The sequence below is a fragment of the Pseudomonas sp. ACM7 genome, assembly GCF_004136015.1.
Classification (GTDB): Bacteria; Pseudomonadota; Gammaproteobacteria; order Pseudomonadales; family Pseudomonadaceae; genus Aquipseudomonas; species Aquipseudomonas frigoris.
Genome location: NZ_CP024866.1, coordinates 4919674 through 4944347, shown reverse-complemented (window position 1 = coordinate 4944347; position 24674 = coordinate 4919674). Strand labels below are relative to the sequence as shown.

The 24674-nt window shown below is 58.6% G+C and carries 17 protein-coding genes; 6 read left to right on the top strand and 11 right to left on the bottom strand.

Translation table 11 applies throughout. The annotated features are described in order from the left end of the window. Window positions 1-29: 29 nt before the first annotated feature. Both sthA and CUN63_RS23430 read right to left on the bottom strand, forming a co-directional pair. On the bottom strand, window positions 30-1424 hold the full coding sequence (gene sthA, locus CUN63_RS23435) for a Si-specific NAD(P)(+) transhydrogenase (RefSeq protein WP_129442932.1): 1395 nt from the start codon (window positions 1422-1424) through the stop codon (window positions 30-32). A 207-nt stretch (window positions 1425-1631) separates the two neighbouring features. After that, on the bottom strand, window positions 1632-2669 hold the full coding sequence (locus CUN63_RS23430) for an FAD:protein FMN transferase (protein ID WP_129442930.1): 1038 nt from the start codon (window positions 2667-2669) through the stop codon (window positions 1632-1634). A 371-nt stretch (window positions 2670-3040) separates the two neighbouring features. Between CUN63_RS23430 and CUN63_RS23420 the strand changes: the two genes are divergently transcribed. Then, the gene (locus tag CUN63_RS23420) at window positions 3041-4339 is read left to right on the top strand and encodes an MFS transporter (protein WP_129442926.1); all 1299 of its coding nucleotides are present in this window, start codon (window positions 3041-3043) and stop codon (window positions 4337-4339) included. Between the two features lie 179 nt (window positions 4340-4518). Here CUN63_RS23420 and CUN63_RS23415 read toward each other — a convergent pair whose 3' ends face one another. After that, on the bottom strand, window positions 4519-5982 hold the full coding sequence (locus CUN63_RS23415; RefSeq protein ID WP_129442924.1) for a glyceraldehyde-3-phosphate dehydrogenase: 1464 nt from the start codon (window positions 5980-5982) through the stop codon (window positions 4519-4521). A gap of 363 nt (window positions 5983-6345) precedes the next feature. On the opposite strand from CUN63_RS23415, the gene mfd reads away from it, so the two are divergent. Genes mfd through CUN63_RS23400 form a run of 3 tightly spaced genes read left to right on the top strand, consistent with a single transcriptional unit; the run spans window position 6346 to window position 13088 of the window. Then, a complete protein-coding gene (mfd, locus tag CUN63_RS23410; protein ID WP_129442922.1) occupies window positions 6346-9795 on the top strand; it encodes a transcription-repair coupling factor in 3450 nt (1149 codons plus the stop codon). A 10-nt stretch (window positions 9796-9805) separates the two neighbouring features. Continuing rightward, window positions 9806-10384 (top strand): CsiV family protein, encoded by a 579-nt coding sequence (locus CUN63_RS23405; RefSeq protein WP_129442920.1) that lies wholly within the window; start codon window positions 9806-9808, stop codon window positions 10382-10384. Between the two features lie 10 nt (window positions 10385-10394). Beyond that, window positions 10395-13088, top strand: coding sequence for a DEAD/DEAH box helicase (locus CUN63_RS23400; RefSeq protein WP_129442918.1), 2694 nt, complete (start codon window positions 10395-10397; stop codon window positions 13086-13088). Between the two features lie 139 nt (window positions 13089-13227). On the opposite strand, the gene CUN63_RS23395 is transcribed toward CUN63_RS23400, so the two are convergent. The 4 genes from CUN63_RS23395 to CUN63_RS23380 all read right to left on the bottom strand — a co-directional run bounded on the left by CUN63_RS23395 (window position 13228) and on the right by CUN63_RS23380 (window position 19206). Next, on the bottom strand, window positions 13228-16533 hold the full coding sequence (locus CUN63_RS23395) for a DEAD/DEAH box helicase (protein WP_129442916.1): 3306 nt from the start codon (window positions 16531-16533) through the stop codon (window positions 13228-13230). A 46-nt stretch (window positions 16534-16579) separates the two neighbouring features. Next, window positions 16580-17317 carry an S-methyl-5'-thioinosine phosphorylase gene (locus CUN63_RS23390; RefSeq protein ID WP_129442914.1) on the bottom strand — a complete coding sequence of 246 codons (738 nt, stop codon included), beginning with the start codon at window positions 17315-17317 and terminating at the stop codon, window positions 16580-16582. 12 nt (window positions 17318-17329) lie between these two features. Then, window positions 17330-18328, bottom strand: a complete 999-nt coding sequence (gene nagZ / locus CUN63_RS23385) for a beta-N-acetylhexosaminidase (protein WP_178082712.1) — start codon at window positions 18326-18328, stop codon at window positions 17330-17332. Window positions 18329-18498: 170 nt separating this feature from the next. Beyond that, window positions 18499-19206, bottom strand: coding sequence for a TetR/AcrR family transcriptional regulator (locus tag CUN63_RS23380; RefSeq protein WP_129442910.1), 708 nt, complete (start codon window positions 19204-19206; stop codon window positions 18499-18501). A 229-nt stretch (window positions 19207-19435) separates the two neighbouring features. Here CUN63_RS23380 and lexA point away from each other — a divergent pair, with 229 nt between their 5' ends. Further along, on the top strand, window positions 19436-20044 hold the full coding sequence (gene lexA, locus CUN63_RS23375) for a transcriptional repressor LexA (protein WP_007933171.1): 609 nt from the start codon (window positions 19436-19438) through the stop codon (window positions 20042-20044). A 10-nt stretch (window positions 20045-20054) separates the two neighbouring features. Continuing rightward, window positions 20055-20528 carry an SOS-induced cell division inhibitor SulA gene (sulA, locus tag CUN63_RS23370; RefSeq protein WP_046055276.1) on the top strand — a complete coding sequence of 158 codons (474 nt, stop codon included), beginning with the start codon at window positions 20055-20057 and terminating at the stop codon, window positions 20526-20528. A gap of 94 nt (window positions 20529-20622) precedes the next feature. Here sulA and CUN63_RS23365 read toward each other — a convergent pair whose 3' ends face one another. The 4 genes from CUN63_RS23365 to CUN63_RS23350 all read right to left on the bottom strand — a co-directional run bounded on the left by CUN63_RS23365 (window position 20623) and on the right by CUN63_RS23350 (window position 24661). Next, window positions 20623-20856, bottom strand: coding sequence for a hypothetical protein (locus CUN63_RS23365; RefSeq protein WP_046048057.1), 234 nt, complete (start codon window positions 20854-20856; stop codon window positions 20623-20625). Between the two features lie 154 nt (window positions 20857-21010). Further along, complete coding sequence (locus CUN63_RS23360) at window positions 21011-21535, bottom strand: DUF6586 family protein (protein WP_046047843.1); 525 nt, start codon at window positions 21533-21535, stop codon at window positions 21011-21013. A gap of 141 nt (window positions 21536-21676) precedes the next feature. Then, window positions 21677-24310, bottom strand: coding sequence for a type I DNA topoisomerase (topA, locus tag CUN63_RS23355; protein ID WP_129442908.1), 2634 nt, complete (start codon window positions 24308-24310; stop codon window positions 21677-21679). 114 nt (window positions 24311-24424) lie between these two features. Further along, window positions 24425-24661 (bottom strand): DUF1653 domain-containing protein, encoded by a 237-nt coding sequence (locus CUN63_RS23350; RefSeq protein ID WP_046047845.1) that lies wholly within the window; start codon window positions 24659-24661, stop codon window positions 24425-24427. Window positions 24662-24674: the final 13 nt, after the last annotated feature.

The following is a 24674-nucleotide window of genomic DNA, read 5'->3' as shown; positions in this document are numbered from 1 at the left end:
GGCCGGCTCAGGCCACCGGCCGGAGCCACTCAAAAAAGCCGGTTGAGGCCATCGTACGCCGCTACCCGATAGGCTTCGGCCATGGTCGGGTAGTTGAACGTCGTGTTGACGAAGTACTTCAGCGTGTTCAGTTCGCCCGGCTGGTTCATGATCGCCTGACCGATGTGAACGATCTCCGACGCCTGATAACCGAAGCAGTGAACGCCCAGCACTTCCAGGGTTTCGCGGTGGAACAGAATCTTCAGCATGCCCTGAGGCTCGCCGGCGATCTGTGCACGCGCCATGCCCTTGAAGAACGCCTTGCCCACTTCGTACGGCACCTTGGCCTGAGTCAGCTCCTGCTCGTTCTTGCCGATCGAGCTGATCTCCGGAATGGTGTAGATGCCGGTCGGCACGTCGTTGACGAAGCGCCAGCTATGGTTGTCAACGATGCTGCCAGCGGCCGAACGACCCTGGTCGTGAGCAGCACTGGCCAGGCTCGGCCAACCAATCACGTCACCGGCGCCGTAGATGTTCGGCTTGCAGGTACGGTAGGCCTCGTCCACTTCGATCTGACCACGGCTGTTGACCTTCACGCCGATGTTTTCCAGACCCAACTGATCAGTGTTGCCGGTACGGCCGTTGCACCAGAGCAAAGCGTCGGCCTTGATCTTCTTGCCGGACTTGAGGTGCAGGATCACGCCGTTGTCCACGCCTTCGACGCGGTCGTAGTCTTCGTTATGGCGAACCGTGATGTTGTTGTTGCTGAAGTGATAGCTCAGGGCCTGGGAAATTTCCGAGTCGAGGAAGCTCAGCAACTGACCGCGGTTGTCCACCAGTTCAACCAGTACACCCAGACCGCTGAAGATCGACGCGTACTCACAACCGATCACGCCGGCGCCGTAAACGATGAGTTTGCGCGGGGTGTGGCCGAGGCTGAGGATGGTGTCGCTATCGTAGATACGCGGGTGGTGAAAATCGATGTCCGCCGGACGATACGGACGCGAGCCGGTGGCGATGATGATGTGCTTGGCCACCAGTTTTTCGACCACGCCGTTGGCGCAGACCACTTCAATGGTTTGCTCGTCGGCGAAGCTGCCGGTGCCGAAGAACACGTCGACGCGGTTACGGGCGTAGTAGCCGGTGCGCGAAGCGACTTGTTTGGAGATGACTTTTTCGGCGCTTTTCAACACGTCCGGGAACGAGAACCAGCGTGGCTCACCAATGGCCCGGAACATCGGGTTGGTGTTGAACTGCATGATCTGCCGGACCGAGTGACGCAGTGCCTTGGACGGGATGGTGCCCAGGTGGGTGCAGTTGCCGCCGACCTGGCGACGGCTATCGACCATCGCCACCTTGCGCCCTGCTTTGGCGGCGTTCATTGCCGCGCCTTCTCCCGCCGGGCCGGAACCCAGCACCACCACGTCGTAGTTGTAGACAGCCATGCATACTCCTCAGAACAGGCCGCGGCGCCCTCGGCACCTGCGGCTAAATCACGCCGATCTGCGGCGTGAAGGAACAATTTGGGGCCAGTGCAGAACCCGGACACAGTCTATATAAGCGTCAACGCCGCGCACATTAACCCTTGGTCGCGTCGTAGGCTACTTTTGCCTGCACTACAACGCCAGTCTTTGCTGCTTGAATCGCTGCGATCACTCGGTTTTTCCGCCACTCAGGCGTTCAAAAGCCTGCGTGGTTCGTGTGACGAATCCTGTATCGGCACGAATCACAAAGAATGCACCGATGTCATGCGTTTGGGCATAGTCCCAACCCCTTTCGGGACCCAGAATCAGCAACAGCGTCGATAAGCCATCGGCCATCAACGCTGAAGGATGAATCACCGTGACTGACGCCAGGGTGTGTAGGACCGGCGCCCCGGTGCGGGCATCGAAGGTGTGGGAATAACGCCGACCGTCCTGCTCGAAATAGTTGCGGTAGTCGCCGGAAGTGGAAACGCCATAGCCGTCGACGGCGATGATGCGCTCGGCCACTTGCTGGTCGTCGCGGGGTTCTTCCAGGGCGATGTGCCACGGCGAGCCGTCGAGTTTTTTGCCGGCAGCCTTGAGTTCGCCGGTGGCTTCGGCGAGGTAGTTGTGGATGCCCATTGCTTCGAGTTTTGCGGCAATCGTGTCGACTGCGTAGCCGGCGGCGATGCTGTTGAAGTCGACCTCAACCGCAGCGTCCTTGCACAGCTGATCGCCGTCGATACGCAGGTGCTGGTAACCGACTCGCTGCCTGACTTCGGCCAACACCTGGGCCGAGGGGACTTTCTCATTACGAGCCTGCGGGCCGAATCCCCAGAGATTGAGCAGCGGTTCCACGGTCAGGTCGTAGGAGCCTTCGCTTTGTTCCGACAGACGCTCACCGACACGCACCAGTTTGAGGATCGGCGCGGGCATTTTCTGACAGCGGTTGGCGGGTAGATCGTTGAAGCGCTCGATGTCCGAGTCGCTGCGGTAGGTCGACAGTTGTTGATCGACGTCAGCGAGGATTTTTTCGACCTGAACACGGACCTCGGTCGGGGCGGGAAGCCCGGCATGGCGCAGGTACTTGATCGAATACGTGCTGCCCATGGTCGGGCCGCCGAAGCTTTCCATGGAATCGCTGTTTCCGCAGCCTGAAAGGACGCCGAACAGAAAAATTAAAACGCCTTGCCACCTATTCAACAATCCCCACCCTCCCCCAGGCATTCCCTGACACAACGCCAAGGCTCGCCATTATGCGGTAGAAGTGTGGGAGCGGCGGTGCGGCGATCCGACTTGCTCGCGAAGGCAGTGTGTCAGTCGACAATGATATTGACTGCCACACCGCCTTCGCGAGCAAGCCCGCTCCCACATTTAATCTGCGTTTGCCCATGCCTGCTAGTTCGTTCCAGTCCGCGATTCATACCGCGTAATGGCTATATCGTTTAAGCAGCAAGCTAATTAGTTGTTGCCTATCGATATCCGCACACATATTGCTACAAGTCTGTCCGCCGACGGAGTCTGTCCTTATGGGCGGCGGCGAGGACGCGTCTAAACCAGGGATTTGCGACAAGACAGCCAGCAGTGAGTACGTTCAAATGTCCACGAATACGGGCAAAGGCAAAGCGATTTTTCGCGTTGTCAGCGGTAACTTTCTCGAGATGTTCGACTTTATGGTCTACGGCTTTTACGCCACAGCCATTGCCAAAACCTTCTTCCCTGCCGATAGCGCTTTCGCCTCCCTGATGTTGTCCCTGGCCACCTTCGGGGCCGGCTTCCTGATGCGTCCATTAGGGGCGATTTTTCTCGGTGCCTATATCGACCGCCATGGTCGACGCAAAGGGCTGATCATCACCCTCGCGATGATGGCCGGCGGCACGGTACTGATTGCCTGCGTGCCGGGTTACGCCACTTTGGGCGTTGCAGCGCCGTTGATCGTGCTGTTGGGTCGTTTGCTGCAAGGGTTCTCGGCCGGCGTGGAACTGGGCGGCGTGTCGGTGTACCTCGCCGAGATTTCCACACCGGGTCGTAAAGGTTTCTTCGTCAGTTGGCAGTCCGCCAGTCAGCAAGCCGCGGTGGTATTCGCCGGCCTGCTCGGCGTTGGCTTGAACCACTGGCTCAGCCCGGAACAAATGGGCGACTGGGGCTGGCGCGTACCGTTCCTGATCGGCTGCATGATCGTGCCGGTGATCTTCGTGATTCGTCGTTCGCTGGAAGAAACCCCGGAATTCCAGGCGCGCAAACATCGCCCTACCCTGCGGGACATCGTTCGTTCGATTGGGCAGAACTTTGGCATCGTCATCGCCGGCATGGCTTTGGTGGTGATGACCACCGTGTCGTTCTACCTGATCACCGCCTACACCCCGACCTTCGGCAAAGCCGAACTGCATTTGTCGGACCTGGACGCGCTGCTGGTGACGGTGTGCATTGGTTTGTCGAACTTCTTTTGGCTACAGGTGATGGGGGCGTTTTCCGACAGGATCGGACGCAAACCCTTGCTGCTGGCGGCGACGATTCTGGCGATTCTAACCGCCTACCCTTCGCTGTCATGGCTGGTAGCAAACCCGAGCTTCAGCCACTTGCTGATCGTCGAGTTGTGGCTGTCGTTCCTGTATGGCTCGTATAAAGGCGCCATGGTGGTAGCCCTGACCGAGATCATGCCGGTAGAAGTTCGTACAACCGGTTTCTCCTTGACCTACAGCCTGGCGACTGCAACGTTCGGTGGGTTTACCCCCGCGGCCTGCACGTACCTGATCCACGTGCTGGATAACAAGGCTGCGCCAGGGATATGGCTCAGTGGTGCGGCGGTATTGGGGTTGATTGCGACGCTGGTGTTGTTCAAAGGCAATCGGCATGAACTGCGGACCGCGCAGGCAGCAGTGGTTGGCGGTGCCTGAGAGATCGCTTTCGCGAGCAAGCCCGCTCCCACATTGGATTTGCGTGCGCCGCAGATCAAATGTGGGAGCGGGCTTGCTCGCGAAGAGGCCGGCCCAAACAACACACCTCCAACCGGCCTATCGCACACAAACAAAAACGCCCCGACCAAAGTCGGGGCGTTTTCATGTGCAGCTAACGCTTAGCGCGGGAATGTTGGCGGGTTTACACCGGCCATGTCTTCCATCACGCGAACCACCTGGCAGCTGTAACCGAATTCGTTGTCGTACCAAACGTACAGAACAACGCGGTTGTCTTGGCTGATGGTTGCTTCAGCGTCCACCACGCCTGCGTGGCGCGAGCCAACGAAGTCGGTGGATACCACTTCCTGCGAATTGACGTAGTCGATTTGCTTATGCAGATCGGAGTGCAGCGCCATGTAGCGCAAGTACTCGTTCATCTCTTCACGGGTGGCGGCTTTCTCAAGGTTCAGGTTGAGAATGGCCATCGACACGTTAGGCGTCGGAACACGGATCGCGTTACCGGTGAGCTTGCCAGCCAGCTCAGGCAAAGCCTTGGCAGCAGCGGTGGCAGCACCGGTCTCGGTGATCACCATGTTCAACGCGGCGCTACGGCCACGGCGATCGCCTTTGTGGAAGTTGTCGATCAGGTTCTGGTCGTTGGTGTACGAGTGAACCGTTTCAACGTGACCGTTGATGATGCCGAACTTGTCGTTGACTGCTTTGAGCACCGGCACGATGGCGTTGGTGGTGCAGGAAGCTGCGGAAACGATCTTGTCATCAGCGGTGATTTCACCGTGGTTGATGCCGTGAACGATGTTCTTCAGCTTGCCTTTGCCAGGCGCGGTCAGAACAACGCGATCGATACCCGGGCAAGCCAAGTGCTGGCCCAGACCGTCGGCGTCACGCCATACACCGGTGTTGTCCACCAGCAGCGCGTCTTTGATGCCGTACTGGGTGTAGTCCACTTCAGTCGGGTTTTTCGCGTAGATAACCTGGATCAGGTTGCCGTTGGCGGTGATGGTGTTGTTGGCTTCATCAATGGTGATAGTGCCATCGAACGGACCATGGACCGAGTCACGACGCAGCAGGCTGGCACGTTTGACCAGATCGTTCTCGGCGCCCTTGCGGACAACGATGGCGCGCAGACGCAGGCCGTCGCCGCCACCGGTTTTCTCGATCAGGATGCGCGCCAGCAGACGGCCGATACGACCGAAGCCGTACAGAACAACGTCGGTGCCTTTGCGGGCGGAAACATTTTGCTGACCAACGACGTCAGCCAGTTCTTCACGGACGAACTGCTCGGCAGTGCGGCCATTGCCTTCAGCCTTGAACTTGACTGCAAGCTTGCCCAGGTCTACCGAAGCAGCGCCGAGCTTGAGCTCGCTCATTGCCTTGAGCAGCGGGAATGTTTCGTGGACGGACAATTCGCTGTCATCGGACTGACGATGACGAGCAAAGCGGTGAGCTTTGAGAATCGCAATGACTGAACGATTGATCAGGCTGCGGCCATAGATCGAGCTCACCACGTTGTTATTGCGGTAGAGCTGACCGATAAGCGGAATCATCGCTTCTGCGAGTGCTTCACGGTCGATCCATTCACCAAGACACTGGTCGGGCTTCTGAGTCACGGGAACCTTCCACATGTAGGGGCAGAAAAAAGGGGCTACATTATGCCGCCGAGTGCCTCCCGTAGCAATGCGCGCCTGTCGCGCGGCCAGTAACAAAATCCTCTTAAAAAAAATGACGCACGGCTCAAGCCCAATGAAAACGCGGCCTGCAGCGCAGTCATTTTTTGGGAGACACCGCTGTCTTGTCTGTAACCCTCCGTAACACTCGGTCGTTTTGCCACTACATATTCAGTCTTTTTTACTAAAAAACGGGCCGATTTTGTCTTTACCACTACATTTCGCCCAACCTGCGTAATAGACACAGTCTGCAACTGACAGGCGGCACCCGGGACCGTTACAATTACCAACTTTGTCGCAACGCTTGGAGCTCAACCTTCCGTGCCCGTTCTGCGTCTACCGCTTCTCCCTGCCGCGGCAGGTAAACAGCACTGGGGCAACCTGCCCGGTGCCGCCCTGAGCCTGGCCATTGCCGAGGCCGCCAGCGCTGCCAAGCGCTTCACCCTGCTGCTGACTGCCGACAGCCAAAGTGCCGAACGGCTGGAACAGGAGCTGAGTTTCTTCGCCCCGGATTTGCCAGTGCTGCATTTCCCGGACTGGGAAACCCTGCCCTACGATCTGTTTTCGCCGCACCAGGACATTATTTCCCAGCGAATCTCCGCTCTGTATCGATTGCCGGAGCTGAGTCATGGTGTTTTGGTCGTGCCGATCACCACAGCCCTGCATCGCCTGGCGCCGACCAAATTCCTGCTCGGCAGCAGCCTGGTGCTGGACATCGGCCAGAAGCTCGATGTCGAGCAGATGCGCACCCGGCTTGAGGCCAGCGGCTATCGCTATGTCGATACCGTCTACGAGCATGGCGAATTCACCGTGCGCGGCTCGTTGATCGACCTGTTCCCGATGGGCAGCAAGCTGCCTTTCCGCATCGACCTGTTCGACGACGAAATCGAGACTCTTCGTACCTTCGATCCGGAAAACCAGCGCTCCATCGACAAGGTTGAAACGGTTCGCCTCCTGCCAGCGAGAGAGTTTCCGCTGCAAAAGGATGCGGTCACCCGCTTCAAGGCGCGCTTCCGTGAGCGTTTCGATGTCGACTTCCGTCGCTGCCCGATCTTCCAGGACTTGAGCAGCGGGATTACACCGGCGGGTATCGAGTACTACCTGCCGCTGTTCTTCGACGAAACTTCCACGCTGTTCGATTACCTGCCGCAGGACACGCAAGTGTTTTCCTTGCCCGGCATCGAGCAGGCGGCGGAAAACTTCTGGAACGACGTGCGCAATCGCTATGAAGAGCGTCGCGTCGACCCGGCCCGTCCTTTATTACCACCGGCCGAGTTGTTCCTGCCAGTGGAAGACTGCTTCGCACGCCTGAAGAATTGGCCGCGCGTGGTCGCCAGTCAACAGGACGTGGAAACCGGCGTTGGCCGCGAGCGCTTCCCCGCTCGGGAGCTGCCGAACCTGGCCATCGAAGCCAAAGCCACCCAACCGTTGGCGGCGCTGGCGGGTTTCCTCGACGAGTTTCCCGGTCGCGTGCTGTTTACCGCCGAGTCCGCGGGCCGTCGTGAAGTGTTGCTGGAGTTGCTGGAACGCCTGAAGCTGCGACCGAAAACCGTCGACAGCTGGCCGGACTTTGTCGCGAGCAAGGAGCGCCTGGCGATCACCATCGCGCCGCTCGACGAAGGTCTGGTACTCGACGATCCGGCCTTGGCCCTGGTCGCCGAAAGCCCGTTGTTCGGTCAGCGCGTGATGCAGCGCCGTCGCCGCGAGAAACGCGCCGACGCCAACAACGATGCCGTTATCAAAAACCTCACCGAGCTGCGCGAAGGCGCGCCGGTGGTGCACATCGATCACGGTGTCGGGCGTTACCTCGGGCTGACGATTCTGGAAATTGATAGTCAGGCCGCCGAATTCCTGACCCTCGAATACGCCGAAAACGCCAAGCTTTACGTGCCGGTGGCCAACCTGCATCTGATCGCCCGTTACACCGGCAGCGACGATGCCCTGGCCCCGCTGCACCGTCTCGGCTCCGAGACCTGGCAGAAAGCCAAACGCAAAGCTGCCGAACAAGTACGCGATGTAGCCGCCGAGTTGCTCGACATCTATGCCCGCCGCGCCGCTCGCGAAGGTTATGCGTTCGCCGACCCGAAAGCCGATTACGCGACCTTCAGCGCCGGCTTCCCGTTCGAAGAAACCCCGGACCAGCAAACCACCATCGAAGCGGTGCGCACCGACATGCTCGCGCCGAAACCGATGGACCGCCTGGTCTGCGGCGACGTCGGTTTCGGCAAGACCGAAGTGGCGATGCGCGCAGCGTTCATCGCGGTACACGGCGGTCGTCAAGTGGCGATTCTGGTGCCGACCACCCTGCTCGCCCAGCAGCATTACAACAGCTTCCGCGACCGCTTCGCCGACTGGCCGGTGAGCGTGGAAGTGATGAGCCGCTTCAAATCGACCAAGGAAGTCAACGCCGCGGTCGCGGATCTGGCCGAAGGTAAGATCGACATCGTCATCGGCACGCACAAGCTGCTGCAGGACGACGTGAAAATCAAAAACCTGGGGCTGGTGATCATCGACGAAGAGCACCGTTTCGGTGTCCGTCAGAAGGAACAGCTCAAGGCCCTGCGCAGTGAAGTCGACATCCTCACCCTGACCGCCACGCCGATTCCGCGCACGCTGAACATGGCGGTGTCGGGCATGCGTGACCTGTCGATCATCGCCACGCCGCCGGCCCGTCGCCTGTCGGTACGGACTTTCGTCATGGAGCAGAACAAGAGCACGGTCAAAGAGGCCTTGCTCCGTGAGCTGTTGCGTGGCGGTCAGGTCTATTACCTGCACAACGACGTGAAGACCATCGAGAAATGCGCCGCCGACCTCGCCGAACTGGTGCCGGAAGCACGGATCGGCATCGGCCACGGGCAGATGCGCGAACGCGATCTCGAACAAGTGATGAGCGACTTCTACCACAAGCGGTTCAACGTGCTGATCGCCTCGACCATCATCGAGACCGGCATTGACGTGCCGAGCGCCAACACCATCATCATCGAGCGTGCCGACAAGTTCGGCTTGGCGCAGTTGCACCAGTTGCGCGGCCGGGTCGGGCGCAGTCACCACCAGGCTTACGCTTATTTGCTGACGCCGCCGCGCCAGCAAATCACGCCTGACGCCGAAAAACGTCTGGAAGCGATCGCCAATACCCAGGACCTCGGCGCGGGTTTCGTGCTTGCCACCAACGACCTGGAAATCCGTGGCGCCGGCGAATTGCTCGGCGACGGGCAGAGCGGGCAGATCCAGGCCGTCGGTTTCACCCTTTACATGGAAATGCTCGAGCGCGCGGTGAAGTCGATCCGCAAGGGCGAACAACCGAACCTCGATCAACCGCTCGGCGGTGGTCCGGAAGTCAATCTGCGAGTACCGGCGTTGATTCCCGAGGACTATCTGCCGGACGTGCACGCCCGACTGATTCTCTACAAACGCATCGCCTCGGCAACCGACGAGGAAGGCCTCAAGGACTTGCAGGTGGAGATGATCGATCGTTTCGGTCTGTTGCCGGAACCAACCAAGAACCTGATGCGCATTACCGCGCTGAAATTACAGGCCGAGCTACTGGGCATCAAGAAAGTCGACGGCGGCCCGCAAGGGGGTCGAATCGAGTTCGCGGCGCAAACCCCGGTTGACCCGCTGACGCTGATCAAGCTGATTCAGAGCCAGCCAAAACGTTACAAATTCGAAGGCGCCACGATGTTTAAATTCCAGGTGCCGATGGAGCGCTCGGAAGAGCGCTTTAATACTGTAGAGGCGCTGTTTGAGCACCTCATTCCGAAAACTGCTTGAAGGACGCCGCATGCGCCTGTTTCGCTTACTGACCTTGTTGACAATGTTAATAACAGCACTGGTCACCCCTACGGCATTTGCCGATGACTTGTATCAGATTGAAATGATTCTGGTCCGCCAAAACGCCGTGCCCGCTATCGTCAGCCGCGCCGCGCCGGAAGACTGGGCTGCAGGAGCTCAGCCAATCAACCCCGATAGCCTGCGCACACCGAGCCTCAATGCTGAAGTGGAAAAACTCACCGCCAGCAATGAATACACGGTGTTGCTGCACAAGGCGTGGCAACAGAACCTTGGCGAAGAAGACAGCAAAGTTGCGATCAGCGAGGGCAAAGAACAGTTCGGCCAGTTCCCGATCGAGGGCACGCTGAGCATGAAACTGGGACGATTCACCGACGTGGATGCAGACTTCTGGGTCAACCAGATCGACGCCAACGGCATGGTCACCGCCAGCGAACGTATGAAGCAGGAAAGCCATACCAAGAACGGCCAGCTGAACTTCCTCGACAACGGCCACTTGGGCATGTTGATCAAGATCACCTCGCTGACTGCCCCTGCGCCTCGGCCAGTCCCCGATGAAATTCCGGACTGATTGAGTCCTTATGTCAGCGACCCTGAGCAAACCCCTGGCACCTTCCTGGGTCAGCCGATTCAAGGAACAGAGCCTGGAGCGTGGCCGTCGCTACGCTTTGGAGAACCGCGTCAGGATCGTCGAGGCCGGCGACGCCACGATCATTGCCGCCTGCGAGGGCTCTGGCGGTAACGTTTACCGTCAGACCATTCGCCTGCGCGAGTCAGCCAAAGCCACGTTGCTGATGATTGACGCCACCTGCACCTGCCCGGTCCACAGCAACTGCAAGCATTGCGCGGCGGTGCTGCTGAAAGTGCAGGAAACCCTGGCTTACCCCGCCGCCGCGCAAGACGCCGAGCTACTCGAGAAACTTCAAGCCGTACTGGAAAACCGTAGCCCGAAGGCGCCGCCGCAAGTGCTGGTGGATAACGTGCAACCGGTACCGCGCTTGTGGCTGGCGAGCATCGAGTTCAGCGCCTTCGAACCGCGCAACGGCAAGATGCAGCGTTATATTCAGCATCGCGCGGCGTTGTCTTTCAGCTATCTGGATGAATACGTTTCCGGGCAGAAGAACGCTGACATCCTGATACGTCAGGAGACGCAAACGTTACGGATAAAACGCCACCCGGAAGTCGAACAGACCTACAGGGAGCAACTACGAATCCTCGGTTTCAAGGTCGCCACCCGGCAAAGCAAAGCCTTGCCGGAAAGTGCCGGCGAACTTTTCGAGATGGTCAACGACAGCGCCTGGCTGACCTTCACCCTCAATGAACTGCCGAAGCTGCGCACCCAGGGTTGGGAGTTGCAGATCGACGAAGACTTCGGTTTCGACCTGACTGCCGTGGACGATTGGTACGCCACCGTAGAACAGGCACCGGAGCGCGACTGGTTCGATCTGGAACTGGGAATCATCGTCAACGGAGAACGGCTGAGTCTGCTGCCGATCCTGCTGAACCTGATGCGCTCTCACACCGAGATCCTCAACCCGGAACGCCTTGCACGACGTCGCGACGACGAGTTGATCCTGGTGAACATTCCCAATCGCCCGAACTCCGAATACGGCCCGTTGCAAGTCGCCCTGCCCTTCGGCCGATTGAAACCGGTACTGGCGACCCTCGGCGAGTTCTACCTGCAAGGGCCCGGCGAAACGACGCTGCGCCTGAGCAAAGCCGATGCCACGCGACTGAATCCGCTGGAAGACTTGCCGTTGCTCTGGGAGGGCGGCGAGAAAATTCGCACCTTTGCCCAGCGACTGCGGGACATCAAGGACTTCACCACGACCGCACCGGAAGGCTTGAACGCGACCTTGCGCCCCTATCAGCTGGAAGGCTTGAGCTGGATGCAGTCGCTGCGGCAACTGGAAGTCGGCGGGATTCTCGCGGACGACATGGGTCTGGGCAAAACCCTACAGACCCTGGCGCACATTCTCAGTGAGAAGAACGCCGGACGCCTCGATCGGCCGTGCATGGTGGTGATGCCCACCAGCCTGATCCCCAACTGGCTGGATGAAGCAGCGCACTTCACGCCGCAACTCAAAGTGCTGGCGCTGTACGGTGCCAGTCGCAAAAAGCATTTCGACACGCTGGCCGATTACGACCTGATCCTGACCACCTATGCGCTGCTGCCCAAGGACGTCGAACGTCTCGCCGCGCAGCCTTTGCACGTGCTGGTTCTGGACGAGGCGCAGTACATCAAGAACCCCAACAGCAAGGCCGCCCACGCCGCCCGCGAATTGAATGCCCGTCAGCGTCTGTGCTTGAGCGGTACGCCGCTGGAAAACCACTTGGGCGAGCTGTGGTCGCTGTTTCACTTCCTGCTGCCCGGCTGGCTGGGTGAAGTGAAAAGCTTCAACCGCGATTACCGCGTCCCAATTGAAAAACGCGCCAGCGAAGTACGACTTCAGCACCTCAACGGTCGGATAAAACCATTCCTGCTGCGTCGAACCAAGGAACAAGTGGCGACCGAGTTGCCGCCGAAAACGGAAATCATCCATTGGGTCGAGCTCAACGAAGCCCAGCGCGATGTGTACGAAACCATGCGCCTGGCGATGGACAAGAAAGTCCGCGACGAGATCACCCGCAAGGGCGTGGCGCGCAGCCAGATCATCATTCTTGAAGCGCTGCTGAAGCTGCGTCAGGTGTGCTGCGATTTGCGTCTGGTCAACGATGCCACCCTGCCCACTCGCGGCAGCACGTCCGGCAAGCTCGACAGCCTGATGGAAATGCTTGAGGAATTGTTCGATGAAGGTCGGCGGATCCTGCTGTTCTCGCAATTCACTTCAATGCTGTCGTTGATTGAAGACGAGCTGAAAAAACGCGGAGTCGATTATGCGCTGCTGACCGGGCAGACCCGCGACCGGCGCGCCCCGGTCAAAGACTTCCAGAGCGGCAAGCGTCAGATCTTTCTGATCAGCCTGAAGGCGGGTGGCGTCGGCTTGAACCTGACCGAAGCCGACACGGTGATTCACTATGATCCGTGGTGGAATCCGGCGACGGAAAATCAGGCCACTGACCGGGCGTATCGCATTGGTCAGGAGAAGCCGGTGTTCGTCTACAAGATGATTGCCAGGGGCACGGTGGAAGAGAAGATTCAGCATCTGCAGAAGGAAAAATCCGACTTGGCGGCTGGCGTGCTGGATGGGCGCAAGACCGGGGACTGGAAGTTGCAGAGTGACGATATTGAAGCGTTGTTTGCGCCGTTGCCGGATAAACTTGAAAAACGCTGAGATCGGCGGCGCCAGAAAGATTGCTATCGCGGGCAAGTCGGACCGCCGCACCGCCGCTCCCACAGAGTTAACATCAATCCTGTGGGAGCGTGGCTTGCCCGCGATGGCGTCAGCTCGGACTCACTGCAGTCACGCTTTATCAGGACCTGGGATCAGGCAACGGCGCAAACAGCGCTTCAATGTCACTCTGATCAAGCTTCCATCCCCCGGTTGTTCCGCCTTCAAGTACCGCTCCGGCCAGCGCTGCCTTCTCCTGTTGCAGTGCCTGTATTTTCTCCTCCACCGTGCCCCGGGCAATCATCTTGTAAACGAATACCGGTTTGTCCTGACCGATCCTGTAAGCACGATCGGTGGCCTGATTTTCAACAGCAGGGTTCCACCACGGATCGAAGTGAATCACCGTGTCGGCCGCTGTCAGATTAAGCCCCGTGCCACCCGCCTTCAGACTGATCAGGAACAACGGCACCTTGCCGCTCTGGAAGTCTTTGACTGGCGTGCGCCGATCAGTTGTTTCGCCAGTCAATAACGCATAGCCAACACCACGATGCAGCAATTCTTCCTCAATCAATGCAAGCATCGAAGTGAACTGCGAAAACAGCAAAATCTTGCGCCCTTCACCGAGTAACTCCTCCAGCATCTCCATCAAGCCAATCAACTTGCCGCTGCCCGCACGAAGTGCTTTCGCCGTCAGAGACATTTTGACCAGCCTCAGATCGCAGCACACCTGACGCAACTTGAGCAAGGCGTCGAGGATGATGATCTGGCTACGCGCAACGCCGCTACGGGCAATTTCGTCACGCACCTTCTTGTCCATCGCTACGCGCACGGTTTCATAAACATCTCGCTGCCCATCGCTGAGTTCGATCCAATGCACGATCTCGGTTTTTGGCGGCAACTCGGTGGCGACCTGTTCTTTCTTGCGACGTAGCAGAAAGGGCTTTATCCGGGCTGTCAGGTGCTGCATCCGCTCGCTGTTGCCGTGTTTCTCGATCGGGGTGCGGTAGTCGCGATTGAAGGTTTTACTGTCGCCAAGCCAGCCGGGCAACAGGAAGTGAAACAGTGACCATAGCTCGCCGAGGTGATTTTCCAACGGCGTACCGGACAGGCACAAACGCTGCCGGGCCTCCAAATCACGGGCAGCCTGAGCGGCCTTGCTGAGCGGATTTTTGATGTTCTGTGCTTCATCGAGAATCAGCACACTCCAGACCTGCGGCTGCAAAACCTCAAGATCACGCGGCAACAACGCATACGTGGTCAACACCAGATCGTATTCGGCAAGGTTGATGAAGTCCTTTTGCCGAGTGGCGCCATGAAGCGCCAAGACTTTCAGCTGCGGGGTGAAGCGTGCCGCTTCGTCGAGCCAATTGGGAATGAGGCTGGTCGGCATCACCGCGAGTGCCGGAAGATCGAGTCGACCTGCCTGCTTTTCCACTAGCAAATGAGCCAGGGCTTGCAAGGTCTTGCCCAGGCCCATGTCGTCGCCAAGGATACCGCCGACCTCAAGCTCACGAAGGGTTTGCATCCAGTTCAGACCTTCATGCTGATAAGGCCGCAGTGTGGCGTTGAGGCCTTGCGGAACAGCAACGTTCTTATGAGTCGATTCACGCAAGCGTTTCGCGAAACTGCGCAAGCGCTCGCCGCCCTGCCAGACCAGCGGCAGCCCCTCCAACTCACTCAATCGCGCTGCATCAGGGGCGCTCAAGCGTAACGAGGCACTGCTGCTCACACCCAAATACAACTCGCCGAGCGTTGCCATTAATGGCTTGATCCGCCCAAGGGACAGCGCAACTTTTATGCTTGGCTTGGCACCCAACTGCCCACTGTTGAGATCGATCAGCACGTGATCGTCATCATCACGCAAGGCCAGTTCTGCCGGCCTCAACAGTTGCGGTTGCCTGCGCAACAATTGCAGCAGGATGGGCAGCAAACTGTGGCGCTCGCCATTGACCACGATACCCAACTGCAAATCGAACCACTCGCGTCCCGGAGATTCCTCGACATCGGCATACCATTCATCTATAGGCTGCAAATTGAAATGAAAGCCCTCGCTGATACGGATCTGCCAATTTGCCTCTCTGAGCGCTGGGACCCCGGATTGCACAAAAGCCAGCCAAGCCGAGTCGTCCGGCAAATCGAACATTTCGCCTGCACTATCAGGTAATGCATCACTTTTACGAGTAGCCTTTTTGAAGCCTTGTTTTTGTAAGGCATGGCGCAAGGCTTTTTCAATCACGGGTTTACGTTGAATGCGCTGGGTTTCGGTGCCGGACAGTATCAGTACTTCTGAAGATTTTTTATCCGCCGCCATGTGGCCGTTGTACGTAAACGCCAACGCAGCGCGGTGCTCAGGTTCGTACTTCCAGTTCCTGTAACGGTTGGTGCTTGCAAGTGTCAGGAAGGCTTGGGGTTCGACGTCATCGACGACCCGCTCGGTCAATGCATGCGGTGGAGGCACAACTCGAGTCACAGCGCCCATCCGATGGCTGAACTGCATCGCCTGGCGTGCGGGAATGTCAGGGGCCAATGACAAATGGCAGGCCAGCTTTTCGTCTAGCTCGCTTAGCAGCGGCCCAACCTCCATCCGTTCGCGGTCTAGGTAGTACAAAGGTTCCAGCGCCAGAATCGTTTCTTCTGGCGCTTCGTCACTACGCCATTGAGGACGGAAGCTGCCGCTGGCTTGCTCGGTCCAGGCAAACTGCGCAGACCTGCTCTTTCCAGGTACCAGCGGCTGCAATTGTTCGAAGTCGAGATACAGGCGTGAAGTTTTCAATGCCAATTGAAGAACTTCGGCACCACTGCTGCCTTGCAGGGGATAACCGCTGTAAAACGAATGATGGGAGTGGACGGCGACCAGCAATCTTGCGATTCGCAGATCAAGCTCCGACAGATAGCCAGGCTCTCGCATCAGTGCGTCTGACGGCGAGAACACAGATTTGATGTCCTGCAAGCGGCCATCCTTGAGCTGACGAGCCTTGCAAATCTCCAGCAACCACTTGCCTGTAGTGGACGTTGCTTTGAGTTTGTATACCCAGCACGTGCCGGTGCTCTGCGCAGTCCCATTGCGATCCGGAGCGTCGCGAGGAATATCATTGAGCCAACGCTCCAAGTCACGATTCAGTTGGATGGAGGCAGTGCTTTTGAACGAGTCCACGGGGAGTTCTTGGAGGTTGTAAAGCACGGTTGCGCAGTGTTTGCAATTGATCACCACTGGACACGAACAGGAGCAAACCAGTTCAAACTCACCATTAGGGTCTTCAATGAGTTCAATGGATTGTTCGTAGATATTCCCTTGGGAACCTTTGCAAATTGCGAGAACGAGAGCGTCCTCGATTTCGCGGATTTGTACCCGGCTTTCTACAGCGTATCTGCGAGCCTTATCCAGAGCGCGATGACTGAACTCCTCCGCCCACGGCAGCTCATGAAGTTGCTCAATAATTGCTGGCATAAAATCAACGCTTCTGAAAGTGACTGTAGTTTGCAGGTATCAAGACTCAGCCTTTGAGCACCCGGGCCAACGTCGATTTCACCTTACCCATCCCGTCATGCAGCGCTTGCTCGATCTCGGCCATGGTAATCACTGCCGTCGACTTGCCCGCTGCCGGGTTTACTACCAGCGCCAGACAGGCGTAATCCAATTCCAGCTCACGAGCCAATGCCGCCTCTGGCATCCCGGTCATGCCGACGATGTCGCATCCGTCGCGCTCCAGTCTCGCGATTTCAGCGACAGTTTCCAGCCGTGGCCCCTGAGTGCAGGCGTATACGCCATAACTGCTATAGCCGGCACCTTCAGCCGCCAGCGCCGCGATCAATTGCTGACGCAGTGGCTCGCTGTAGGGATAGCTGAAGTCGATGTGTGTGACCTGTTCCAGATCATCGGCGAAATAGGTGTGTTCGCGACCACTGGTGTAGTCGATCATCTGATGCGGCACGCAGAAATGTCCGGCCCCCATCGCGGAATGAATCCCACCCACGGCGTTGACCGCGAGAATCGCTTCGGCGCCAGCCTGTTTCAGCGCCCAGAGGTTGGCGCGGTAGTTCACCTGATGCGGCGGAAAACGGTGAGGATGACCGTGGCGCGCAAGAAACAGCACTTCCTTGCCGGCGTACTCGCCAATCTGCACTTCAGCCGAAGGCGCGCCGTACGGCGTGTCCACCGCCAGTGACTGACGAATGCTCAGGCCTTCGAGTTGAGTCAGGCCGGTGCCGCCGATAATCGCGTAAACCGTCATAACGAAAAGTCCTCAATCAATCAGTTGAGCTTCTTTGAGCGCGCCGACGGCTATCAGCCAGCGCGGGTCTTGACGGTATTCAGTGCTGGCGTACGACTGGCCGCGCATCCGCGCTATGCGCTCGGACGGTTTAACCTTCAGACGCTGGGCGGCGCTCAGAGCCAATTCAGCGGCCGCGCGATCGTTGCACACCAGGCCCATATCGCAACCGGCCGTCAGCGCCGCTTCGATACGGCTGGCAGCATCGCCGACCACGTGGGCGCCGGCCATGGACAGGTCATCGCTGAAGATCACACCGTCGAATTGCAGCTCGCCACGCAGGATGTCCTGCAACCAGCGGCGGGAGAAGCCGGCGGGTTGGGAATCGACTTGCGGATAGATAACGTGGGCTGGCATGACCGCAGCCAGTTGCTTGCTCAGTCGGGTGAACGGCACCAGGTCATTGGCGCGGATTTCGTCAAGGCTGCGCTCATCAACAGGGATCGCAACGTGGGAATCGGCCTCGGCCCAGCCGTGACCGGGAAAGTGCTTGCCGGTGGCGGCCATGCCGGCGCTGTTCATGCCGCGAATGAAGGCACCCGCCAGCAACGCTGCACGCTCGGGATCACCTTCAAATGAACGAGTGCCGACTACGGCGCTGCGCTGGAAGTCGAGGTCCAGCACCGGAGCGAAACTCAGATCGAGGCCGACAGCCAGCACTTCAGTCGCCATGAGCCAGCCGCACTGCTCGGCGAGGTACTCGGCATTCGGGTTGTCAGCGATGGCGCGCATGGCTGGCAGTCGCACGAAGCCCTGACGCAAACGCTGAACCCGGCCGCCCTCCTGGTCGACTGCCAGCAGCAGATCGGGGCGAATGGCGCGGATGGCGGCGCTCAACTCGCGTACCTGGCGCGGGTGTTCGATGTTGCGGGCGAAAATGATCAGGCCGCCCACTTCGGGTTGGCGCAACAATTGGCGATCTTCAGCCGTCAGCCAGGTACCGGCGACGTCCACCATCAACGAGCCTTGCAGGCCAGCAGTCATAGAGATTCCTTGATAACGATAAACCCGGCTCGCACGGATTCGCCGCCATGGGCTGTGCCCGGCAGGTCGGCGATACAAATGGGGAGCGGGTTCAGTACGAGAGTCGGCATGGGCGGCTAGCTTAGCGGATGTCAGCTGCCGCGCCCACCCGTGCGCGGTTAAACCTTGGCGGCAACCGGGGTTGATTTGCTGCGTGGACGCAACTGTGCGGTGGCCATGGCCGAATCGGTCACGCCGGTTTCGGCGCGCATACCCGCTGCCAGGAACGGCACCATCAGACGCATGACTTGCTCAATGGAGGTGTTGACGCCGAAGTCGGTCTCGGCAATTGCGCGCAGGGCTTTGATACCGGACATGCTGAACGCGGCGGCGCCGAGCATGAAGTGCACACGCCAGAACAGCTCAATCGGCGGAATCCGCGGTGCAGCTTCGTTGACCAACATCATGTAGCGGCGGAATACCTTGCCGTACATGTCTTCCAGATAACGCCGCAAGTGCCCTTGGCTCTGACTGAAAGCCAGACCTAGCAAGCGCATGAAAATCGACAGATCATTGCCGCTGCGTGGTTGCACCACCAGGGCTTGCTCGACGAGGATTTCCAGCAGCTCTTCAAGCGTCGGCCTGTTCTCCGGCTTGGCCTGACGCCGCTCCAGCTCTTTATCAAGGCTTAAGCAGAACGGCCCGAGAAAGCGCGAGAAAACTGCCTGGATCAGCGCCTTCTTCGAACCGAAGTGATAGTTCACCGCCGCCAGATTGACACCGGCCTTACTGGTGATCAGACGCAATGAGGTTTCAGCGAAACCTTTTTCCGCGAACAATTGCTCGGCAGCATCAAGAATGCGTTCAACGGTTTCCGACTGGGCCATGGCTACTCCGCCTGACAAACACTTGTTTGAAACATACGTTTCAGCCTGTGCCTTGTCAAGCCTGGCAGTTCGTTTTGAGAATGGTCGGTCAGCTATTTAACCATACAACTCGCAAGCGTGAGTCAGCAGGCTTATCGACCGTCTGGCGGTCAGCAAAAAAAGGAGCATTGCCAAGACCGTTCCACTGTATATAATCCCAGTCACTGTATAAAAAGACAGAGCGATCAATATGCTAAAGCTGACGCCACGCCAAGCAGAGATTCTGGCCTTCATCAAACGCTGCCTCGAAGACAACGGCTACCCGCCCACCCGCGCGGAAATCGCTCAGGAACTGGGTTTCAAGTCGCCCAATGCGGCGGAAGAACACCTCAAGGCGCTGGCCCGCAAGGGCGCGATCGAGATGACGCCCGGTGCTTCCCGTGGTATTCGCATCCCCGGCTTCGAAGCCAAGGCCGACGAGTCCACCCTGCCGATCATAGGCCGAGTGGCTGCCGGTGCTCCGATCCTCGCCCAGCAGCACATCGAAGAGTCCTGCAACATCAACCCGTCGTTCTTCCATCCTCGCGCCGACTATCTACTTCGGGTTCATGGCATGAGCATGAAGGATGTGGGCATTTTCGACGGTGACCTGCTGGCAGTGCACACCACCCGCGAAGCCCGCAACGGCCAGATCGTAGTAGCGCGGATCGGCGACGAAGTGACCGTCAAGCGTTTCAAGCGCGATGGTAGCAAGGTCTGGTTGATTGCCGAAAACCCTGAATTCGCCCCTATCGAAGTGAACCTGAAAGATCAGGAACTGGTGATCGAAGGCTTGAGTGTCGGCGTCATTCGCCGCTAAAGGAGGCTTTATGCAGTTCCCACACACATCACAGCAAGCCCAACTGCCGTTGTTCGAGGCTTTCATGGTGCAGCCATTGGCGCCGATCCTGAAAGACGTGGTCGAGTCACCCTGGAGCGCCGAGCCCGAAGTCTTCAGTGAGCTGTCGCTGCGTGGTGCAGCCGGGAACTGCCTGAACCTTCTTGCGCCGATTCTCAGGGAACTGAGTCAGGACCAGGACGCGCGCTGGCTGACGCTGATCGCTCCGCCCGCCAGCCTGACCCAGACCTGGTTGCGGGACGCCGGCCTTAACCGCGAACGCATCCTGCTGCTGCAACCGCGCGGCACTCAGAGCGCTCAGCAGTTGACCTGCGAGGCCTTGCGCCTGGGCCGCAGCCACACGGTGGTCAGCTGGCTCAACCCATTGAGCACAACTTCACGGCAACAGTTGATCAGCGCCGCCCGGATCGGGGACGCACAAAGCCTGAATATTCGATTGGGTTAACTGACAAACAATGCGCGCGTTGAACAGCGCGGGGCTTCTCCAAGGATAGAGAAGCCGACCTGTAGCGATATCAGCAAAAAACCGACGGGCGGGATCAATGAAGAACCCGAGACCCCTCGTCCGTATTGAAATCGCCTTCAACCAAGCGTCCGGCCATCTGAACGCCGACGCTCAACATCGCCTTGGCGACTTCCACGTGCTGGCCCTGCAGGAACGCTTTGGCATCCTCGGAGAAATCCAAAGTAACCAGAGAACCCTCGTCCTCAGCCCTGCGCAGCTCAATACGGCCGTCTGGTAACTCGACAATTTCTAGAAAGGACGTTGGCATAAAGGTCTGTTCTCCACGAAAGGCGGGGATTATATAGGCATCGGCCAGGCTTCGCTCGGGATCTTGACCAGATGCCACTACAAAGAGAAAGGTCCGACAGTTCTCATCCCTGAACGGACAACCCAGCGGGCCATCCATTATTCCGCTCAATCCTTCAGCATTCGTTCAGGCCTTCTCGAAACCGAATCGCCAGTCCCTTGAGGTTCTGACGCCAGCTCTCCAGCTCTTCCCGGCTCAGCTCTTGTGGAGCCTCTTCTTCATCCAGGTTAACGGCCAGGATCAGTGGTTGCGTCACGTCACCCTTAGGCTTGTGCGGCGCCCGTGGCGGCTGAAACAGTGCAGCATGGGCTGCCAGCAGTTTGGCCAGCCAGGTTTCCGAATTATTGGCCAACTCGACCATCTCGGCCATTTCCGGAATCGCGATGGCTTCAAGCACTTCGCGCGTCAGCAATAACTCGGCCCGAGGCGCATTGGCCTGAGGCAAGCGATAGAAACCGGCGATTTCATGGCACAGTCCCAGCAACGCACCGTACAGGTGAAACAGGGCTGACTCGCGTCCGGCCTGGATCAGCGCCAGGGAGTTCATCGCCCGCCCCTCTTCGGCTCTGGCGAGCGCTTCCAGCGACAGGCCGGCGAAGTAAATTTTCTGGTTGGTACGGGTATAGAGTTCGTGGGCCATGACGGCAGCCTCCACAACGAAATAATTGCTTCACGCAGGTCGGACAGTGTCGTGGATCAGCCGAGCTCACCGCAAGTACAAAACAAAAAGGCCGCATGAAAACCCGAGGGTTGTCATGCGGCCTTTTCAGTACAGCACCTGTTAAGCCTTGGCAGTCTTCGCCGGGCGCTTGTCTTCAACCGTCCACTTGCCGCCGTCGTAGTACGCCTTCCAGCCAGTCGGCTTACCGTCGACTTCAGTCTGTACGTACTGCTCTTTGGTTTTACGGCTGTAACGGATCACAGCAGGCAGGCCGTCCGGATCTTTCTTCGGCGCTTCGCAGAGGAAGTGGTACTTCGGATCGATCTCATCCTTGTGCGGCACAATTTCCATGACCAGCGGAGCACGCGTCTCGCGGTTTTTCGGGAATTGACTGGCCGCCAGGAACAGGCCGGAAGCACCGTCGCGCAAGATGTAGGTGTCGTTGACCTTTTCGCATTTCAGCTCAGGCATTTTCACCGGATCCATCTTCGGCGGCGCTGCATCACCGCTTTTCAGCAGTTTGCGGGTGTTCTTGCACGTCGCATTGGTGCAGCCGAAGAACTTGCCGAAACGGCCGGTCTTGAGCTGCATCTCGCTGCCGCACTTGTCGCATTCCAGGCTCGGACCTTCGTAGCCCTTGATGCGATAAGTACCCTCTTCGATTTCGTAGCCAGAGCAATCCGGGTTGTTACCGCAGATGTGCAGCTTGCGCTTCTCATCCAGCAGGTATGCGTCCATCGCCGTGCTGCAGATCGGACAGCGATGCTTGCCACGCAGCACCAACGATTCCGATTCACCCTCGTCGTCCGCCGCGATTTCGTCGCCCGGCACCAGGTTGACCGTGGCCTTGCAGCGCTCTTTCGGCGGCAGGCTGTAGCCCGAGCAACCGAGGAACACGCCAGTCGATGCTGTACGAATCTGCATCGGACGACCGCACAACACGCACGGAATGTCAGTCATCACCGGTTGGTTGGCGCGCATGCCGCCTTCGGCGCTTTCGGCTACTTCGAGTTTCTTCTTGAAATCGCCGTAGAACTCATCGAGCACGTTCTTCCAGTCGCGTTCGCCCTGAGCCACGTCATCGAGGTTCTCTTCCATGCCGGCGGTGAAGCCGTAGTCCATGAGATTGGAGAAGCTCTCGGCCAGACGTTCGGTAACGATGTCGCCCATCTTTTCCGAGTAGAAACGACGGTTGTGCAACGCTACGTAGCCACGATCCTGGATGGTCGAAATGATCGCCGCGTAGGTCGAAGGACGACCGATGCCGCGCTTTTCCATTTCTTTAACCAGACTCGCTTCCGAGTAACGCGCCGGCGGCTTGGTGAAGTGCTGGGTCGGATCAAGCTTGATCAGCTTCATCGCGTCGCCCTGAGCCATGTCCGGCAGCACGTCGTCATCACCAGGCTTGGCGATTTGCGGCATGACGCGGGTGTAACCGTCGAATTTCAGGATGCGGCCTTTGGCGCGCAACTCGAAGTCACCGGCACCGACGGTGACCGTGGTCGACAGGTATTGGGCCGGCAGCATCTGGCAAGCGAGGAACTGGCGCCAGATCAGCTCGTAAAGTCGCTCTGCATCGCGCTCCATGCCCGACAGCTTGCTTGGCTCGGTGTTGGCGTCGGACGGACGAATCGCTTCGTGAGCCTCTTGTGCGCCTTCCTTGCTGCTGTAGACATTCGGGGTTTCCGGCAGGTACTTCTTGCCGAATTCGCCTTCAATATAAGTGCGCGCCATCGTCACGGCATCGGCCGAGAGGTTGGTGGAGTCGGTACGCATGTAAGTGATGTAGCCGGCTTCGTACAAACGCTGGGCCATCATCATGGTTTTCTTCACGCCGAAGCCCAGGCGGTTACTGGCGGCCTGTTGCAGAGTGGACGTGATGAACGGTGCCGACGGCTTGCTGCTGGTCGGTTTGTCTTCGCGCTTGACGATGCTGTAGCTGGAAGCCTTGAGCTTCTCCAGCGCGGCCATGGCCTGGGCTTCGTTAAGCGGCTTGAAGGCTTCACCTTTCTCGCGAGCGACGTCAAAGCGCACGGTTGCGCCCTTGGCGGTACCGAGATCGGCGTGAACTTCCCAGTACTCTTCCGGGTTGAACGCGCGGATTTCACGCTCACGCTCGACGACCAGCTTCACAGCAACCGATTGCACGCGACCGGCGGACAGGCCACGAGCGACCTTGGCCCACAGGAGCGGCGAAACCATGTAACCCACCACGCGGTCGAGGAAACGACGCGCTTGTTGTGCGTTTACACGATCAATGTCCAGCTCGCCCGGCTTGGAGAAGGCTTCCTGAATCGCCTTCTTGGTGATTTCGTTGAACACCACGCGCTTGTAGCGGCTGTCATCACCACCGATGGCTTCGCGCAGGTGCCAGGCAATGGCTTCCCCCTCGCGATCCAAGTCGGTTGCGAGATAGATGGTGTCAGCATCTTTGGCGAGCCGGCGCAGCTCTTCGATGACCTTTTCCTTGCCCGGGAGGATCTCGTACTTGGCTTTCCAGCCATGATCGGGATCGACACCCATGCGCGAGACGAGCTGCTTGCGCGCTTTCTCTTTCGGCGTGAGCACCGGACCTTCACCCGCGGCGGCCTTGCCGCGCTTGGCGGCTGGCTCTTTGCTGGCGCTAGCCGAACCGCTGGTGGGCAGGTCTCGGATATGGCCGATACTCGACTTCACCACGTATTGGTTACCCAGATACTTGTTGATGGTCTTGGCCTTAGCCGGGGATTCCACAATGACCAGCGATTTGCCCATGGATCAGAAAATTCCTGAATTCTAGAAGTGAAAGGCGGTTGGCGCCTGACGCGGCACCGCTATATATAGTGGCTACAAGGTGAGGTCAAGCGCAGGGTCTTGCGCGCACTCAGCTTATGGCTTGGAAAAAAGGCTTGGTTCAGCTTGCACCAAAGCAAAGCGTGGCACCTGTTCGCCGTCAACCTCGACCGACTCCAGGAACATGCTCAAGGGACGTACCCAAAAGCCGTAATCGCCATACAGGGCTTGGTAGAAGACCACTTCTTCTTCGGTTTCCGAATGCCGCGCAATACTGAATACGCGGTACTGCGGACCTTTGTAATGTTGGTAGAGCCCAGGTTGTATCGGCATGGTTTGGCCCTCG

Coding starts and splice junctions, on each gene's coding strand:
- CUN63_RS23415 (WP_129442924.1), bottom strand. CDS start 5,982: ATGTGGAAGGTTCCCGTGACTCAGAAGCCCGACCAGTGTCTTGGTGAA.
- CUN63_RS23380 (WP_129442910.1), bottom strand. CDS start 19,206: ATGGCCCAGTCGGAAACCGTTGAACGCATTCTTGATGCTGCCGAGCAA.
- CUN63_RS23400 (WP_129442918.1), top strand. CDS start 10,395: ATGTCAGCGACCCTGAGCAAACCCCTGGCACCTTCCTGGGTCAGCCGA.
- CUN63_RS23395 (WP_129442916.1), bottom strand. CDS start 16,533: ATGCCAGCAATTATTGAGCAACTTCATGAGCTGCCGTGGGCGGAGGAG.
- topA (WP_129442908.1), bottom strand. CDS start 24,310: ATGGGCAAATCGCTGGTCATTGTGGAATCCCCGGCTAAGGCCAAGACC.
- CUN63_RS23360 (WP_046047843.1), bottom strand. CDS start 21,535: ATGGCCCACGAACTCTATACCCGTACCAACCAGAAAATTTACTTCGCC.
- sthA (WP_129442932.1), bottom strand. CDS start 1,424: ATGGCTGTCTACAACTACGACGTGGTGGTGCTGGGTTCCGGCCCGGCG.
- CUN63_RS23350 (WP_046047845.1), bottom strand. CDS start 24,661: ATGCCGATACAACCTGGGCTCTACCAACATTACAAAGGTCCGCAGTAC.
- sulA (WP_046055276.1), top strand. CDS start 20,055: ATGCAGTTCCCACACACATCACAGCAAGCCCAACTGCCGTTGTTCGAG.
- CUN63_RS23430 (WP_129442930.1), bottom strand. CDS start 2,669: ATGCCTGGGGGAGGGTGGGGATTGTTGAATAGGTGGCAAGGCGTTTTA.
- lexA (WP_007933171.1), top strand. CDS start 19,436: ATGCTAAAGCTGACGCCACGCCAAGCAGAGATTCTGGCCTTCATCAAA.
- CUN63_RS23390 (WP_129442914.1), bottom strand. CDS start 17,317: ATGACGGTTTACGCGATTATCGGCGGCACCGGCCTGACTCAACTCGAA.
- CUN63_RS23420 (WP_129442926.1), top strand. CDS start 3,041: ATGTCCACGAATACGGGCAAAGGCAAAGCGATTTTTCGCGTTGTCAGC.
- CUN63_RS23365 (WP_046048057.1), bottom strand. CDS start 20,856: ATGCCAACGTCCTTTCTAGAAATTGTCGAGTTACCAGACGGCCGTATT.
- CUN63_RS23405 (WP_129442920.1), top strand. CDS start 9,806: ATGCGCCTGTTTCGCTTACTGACCTTGTTGACAATGTTAATAACAGCA.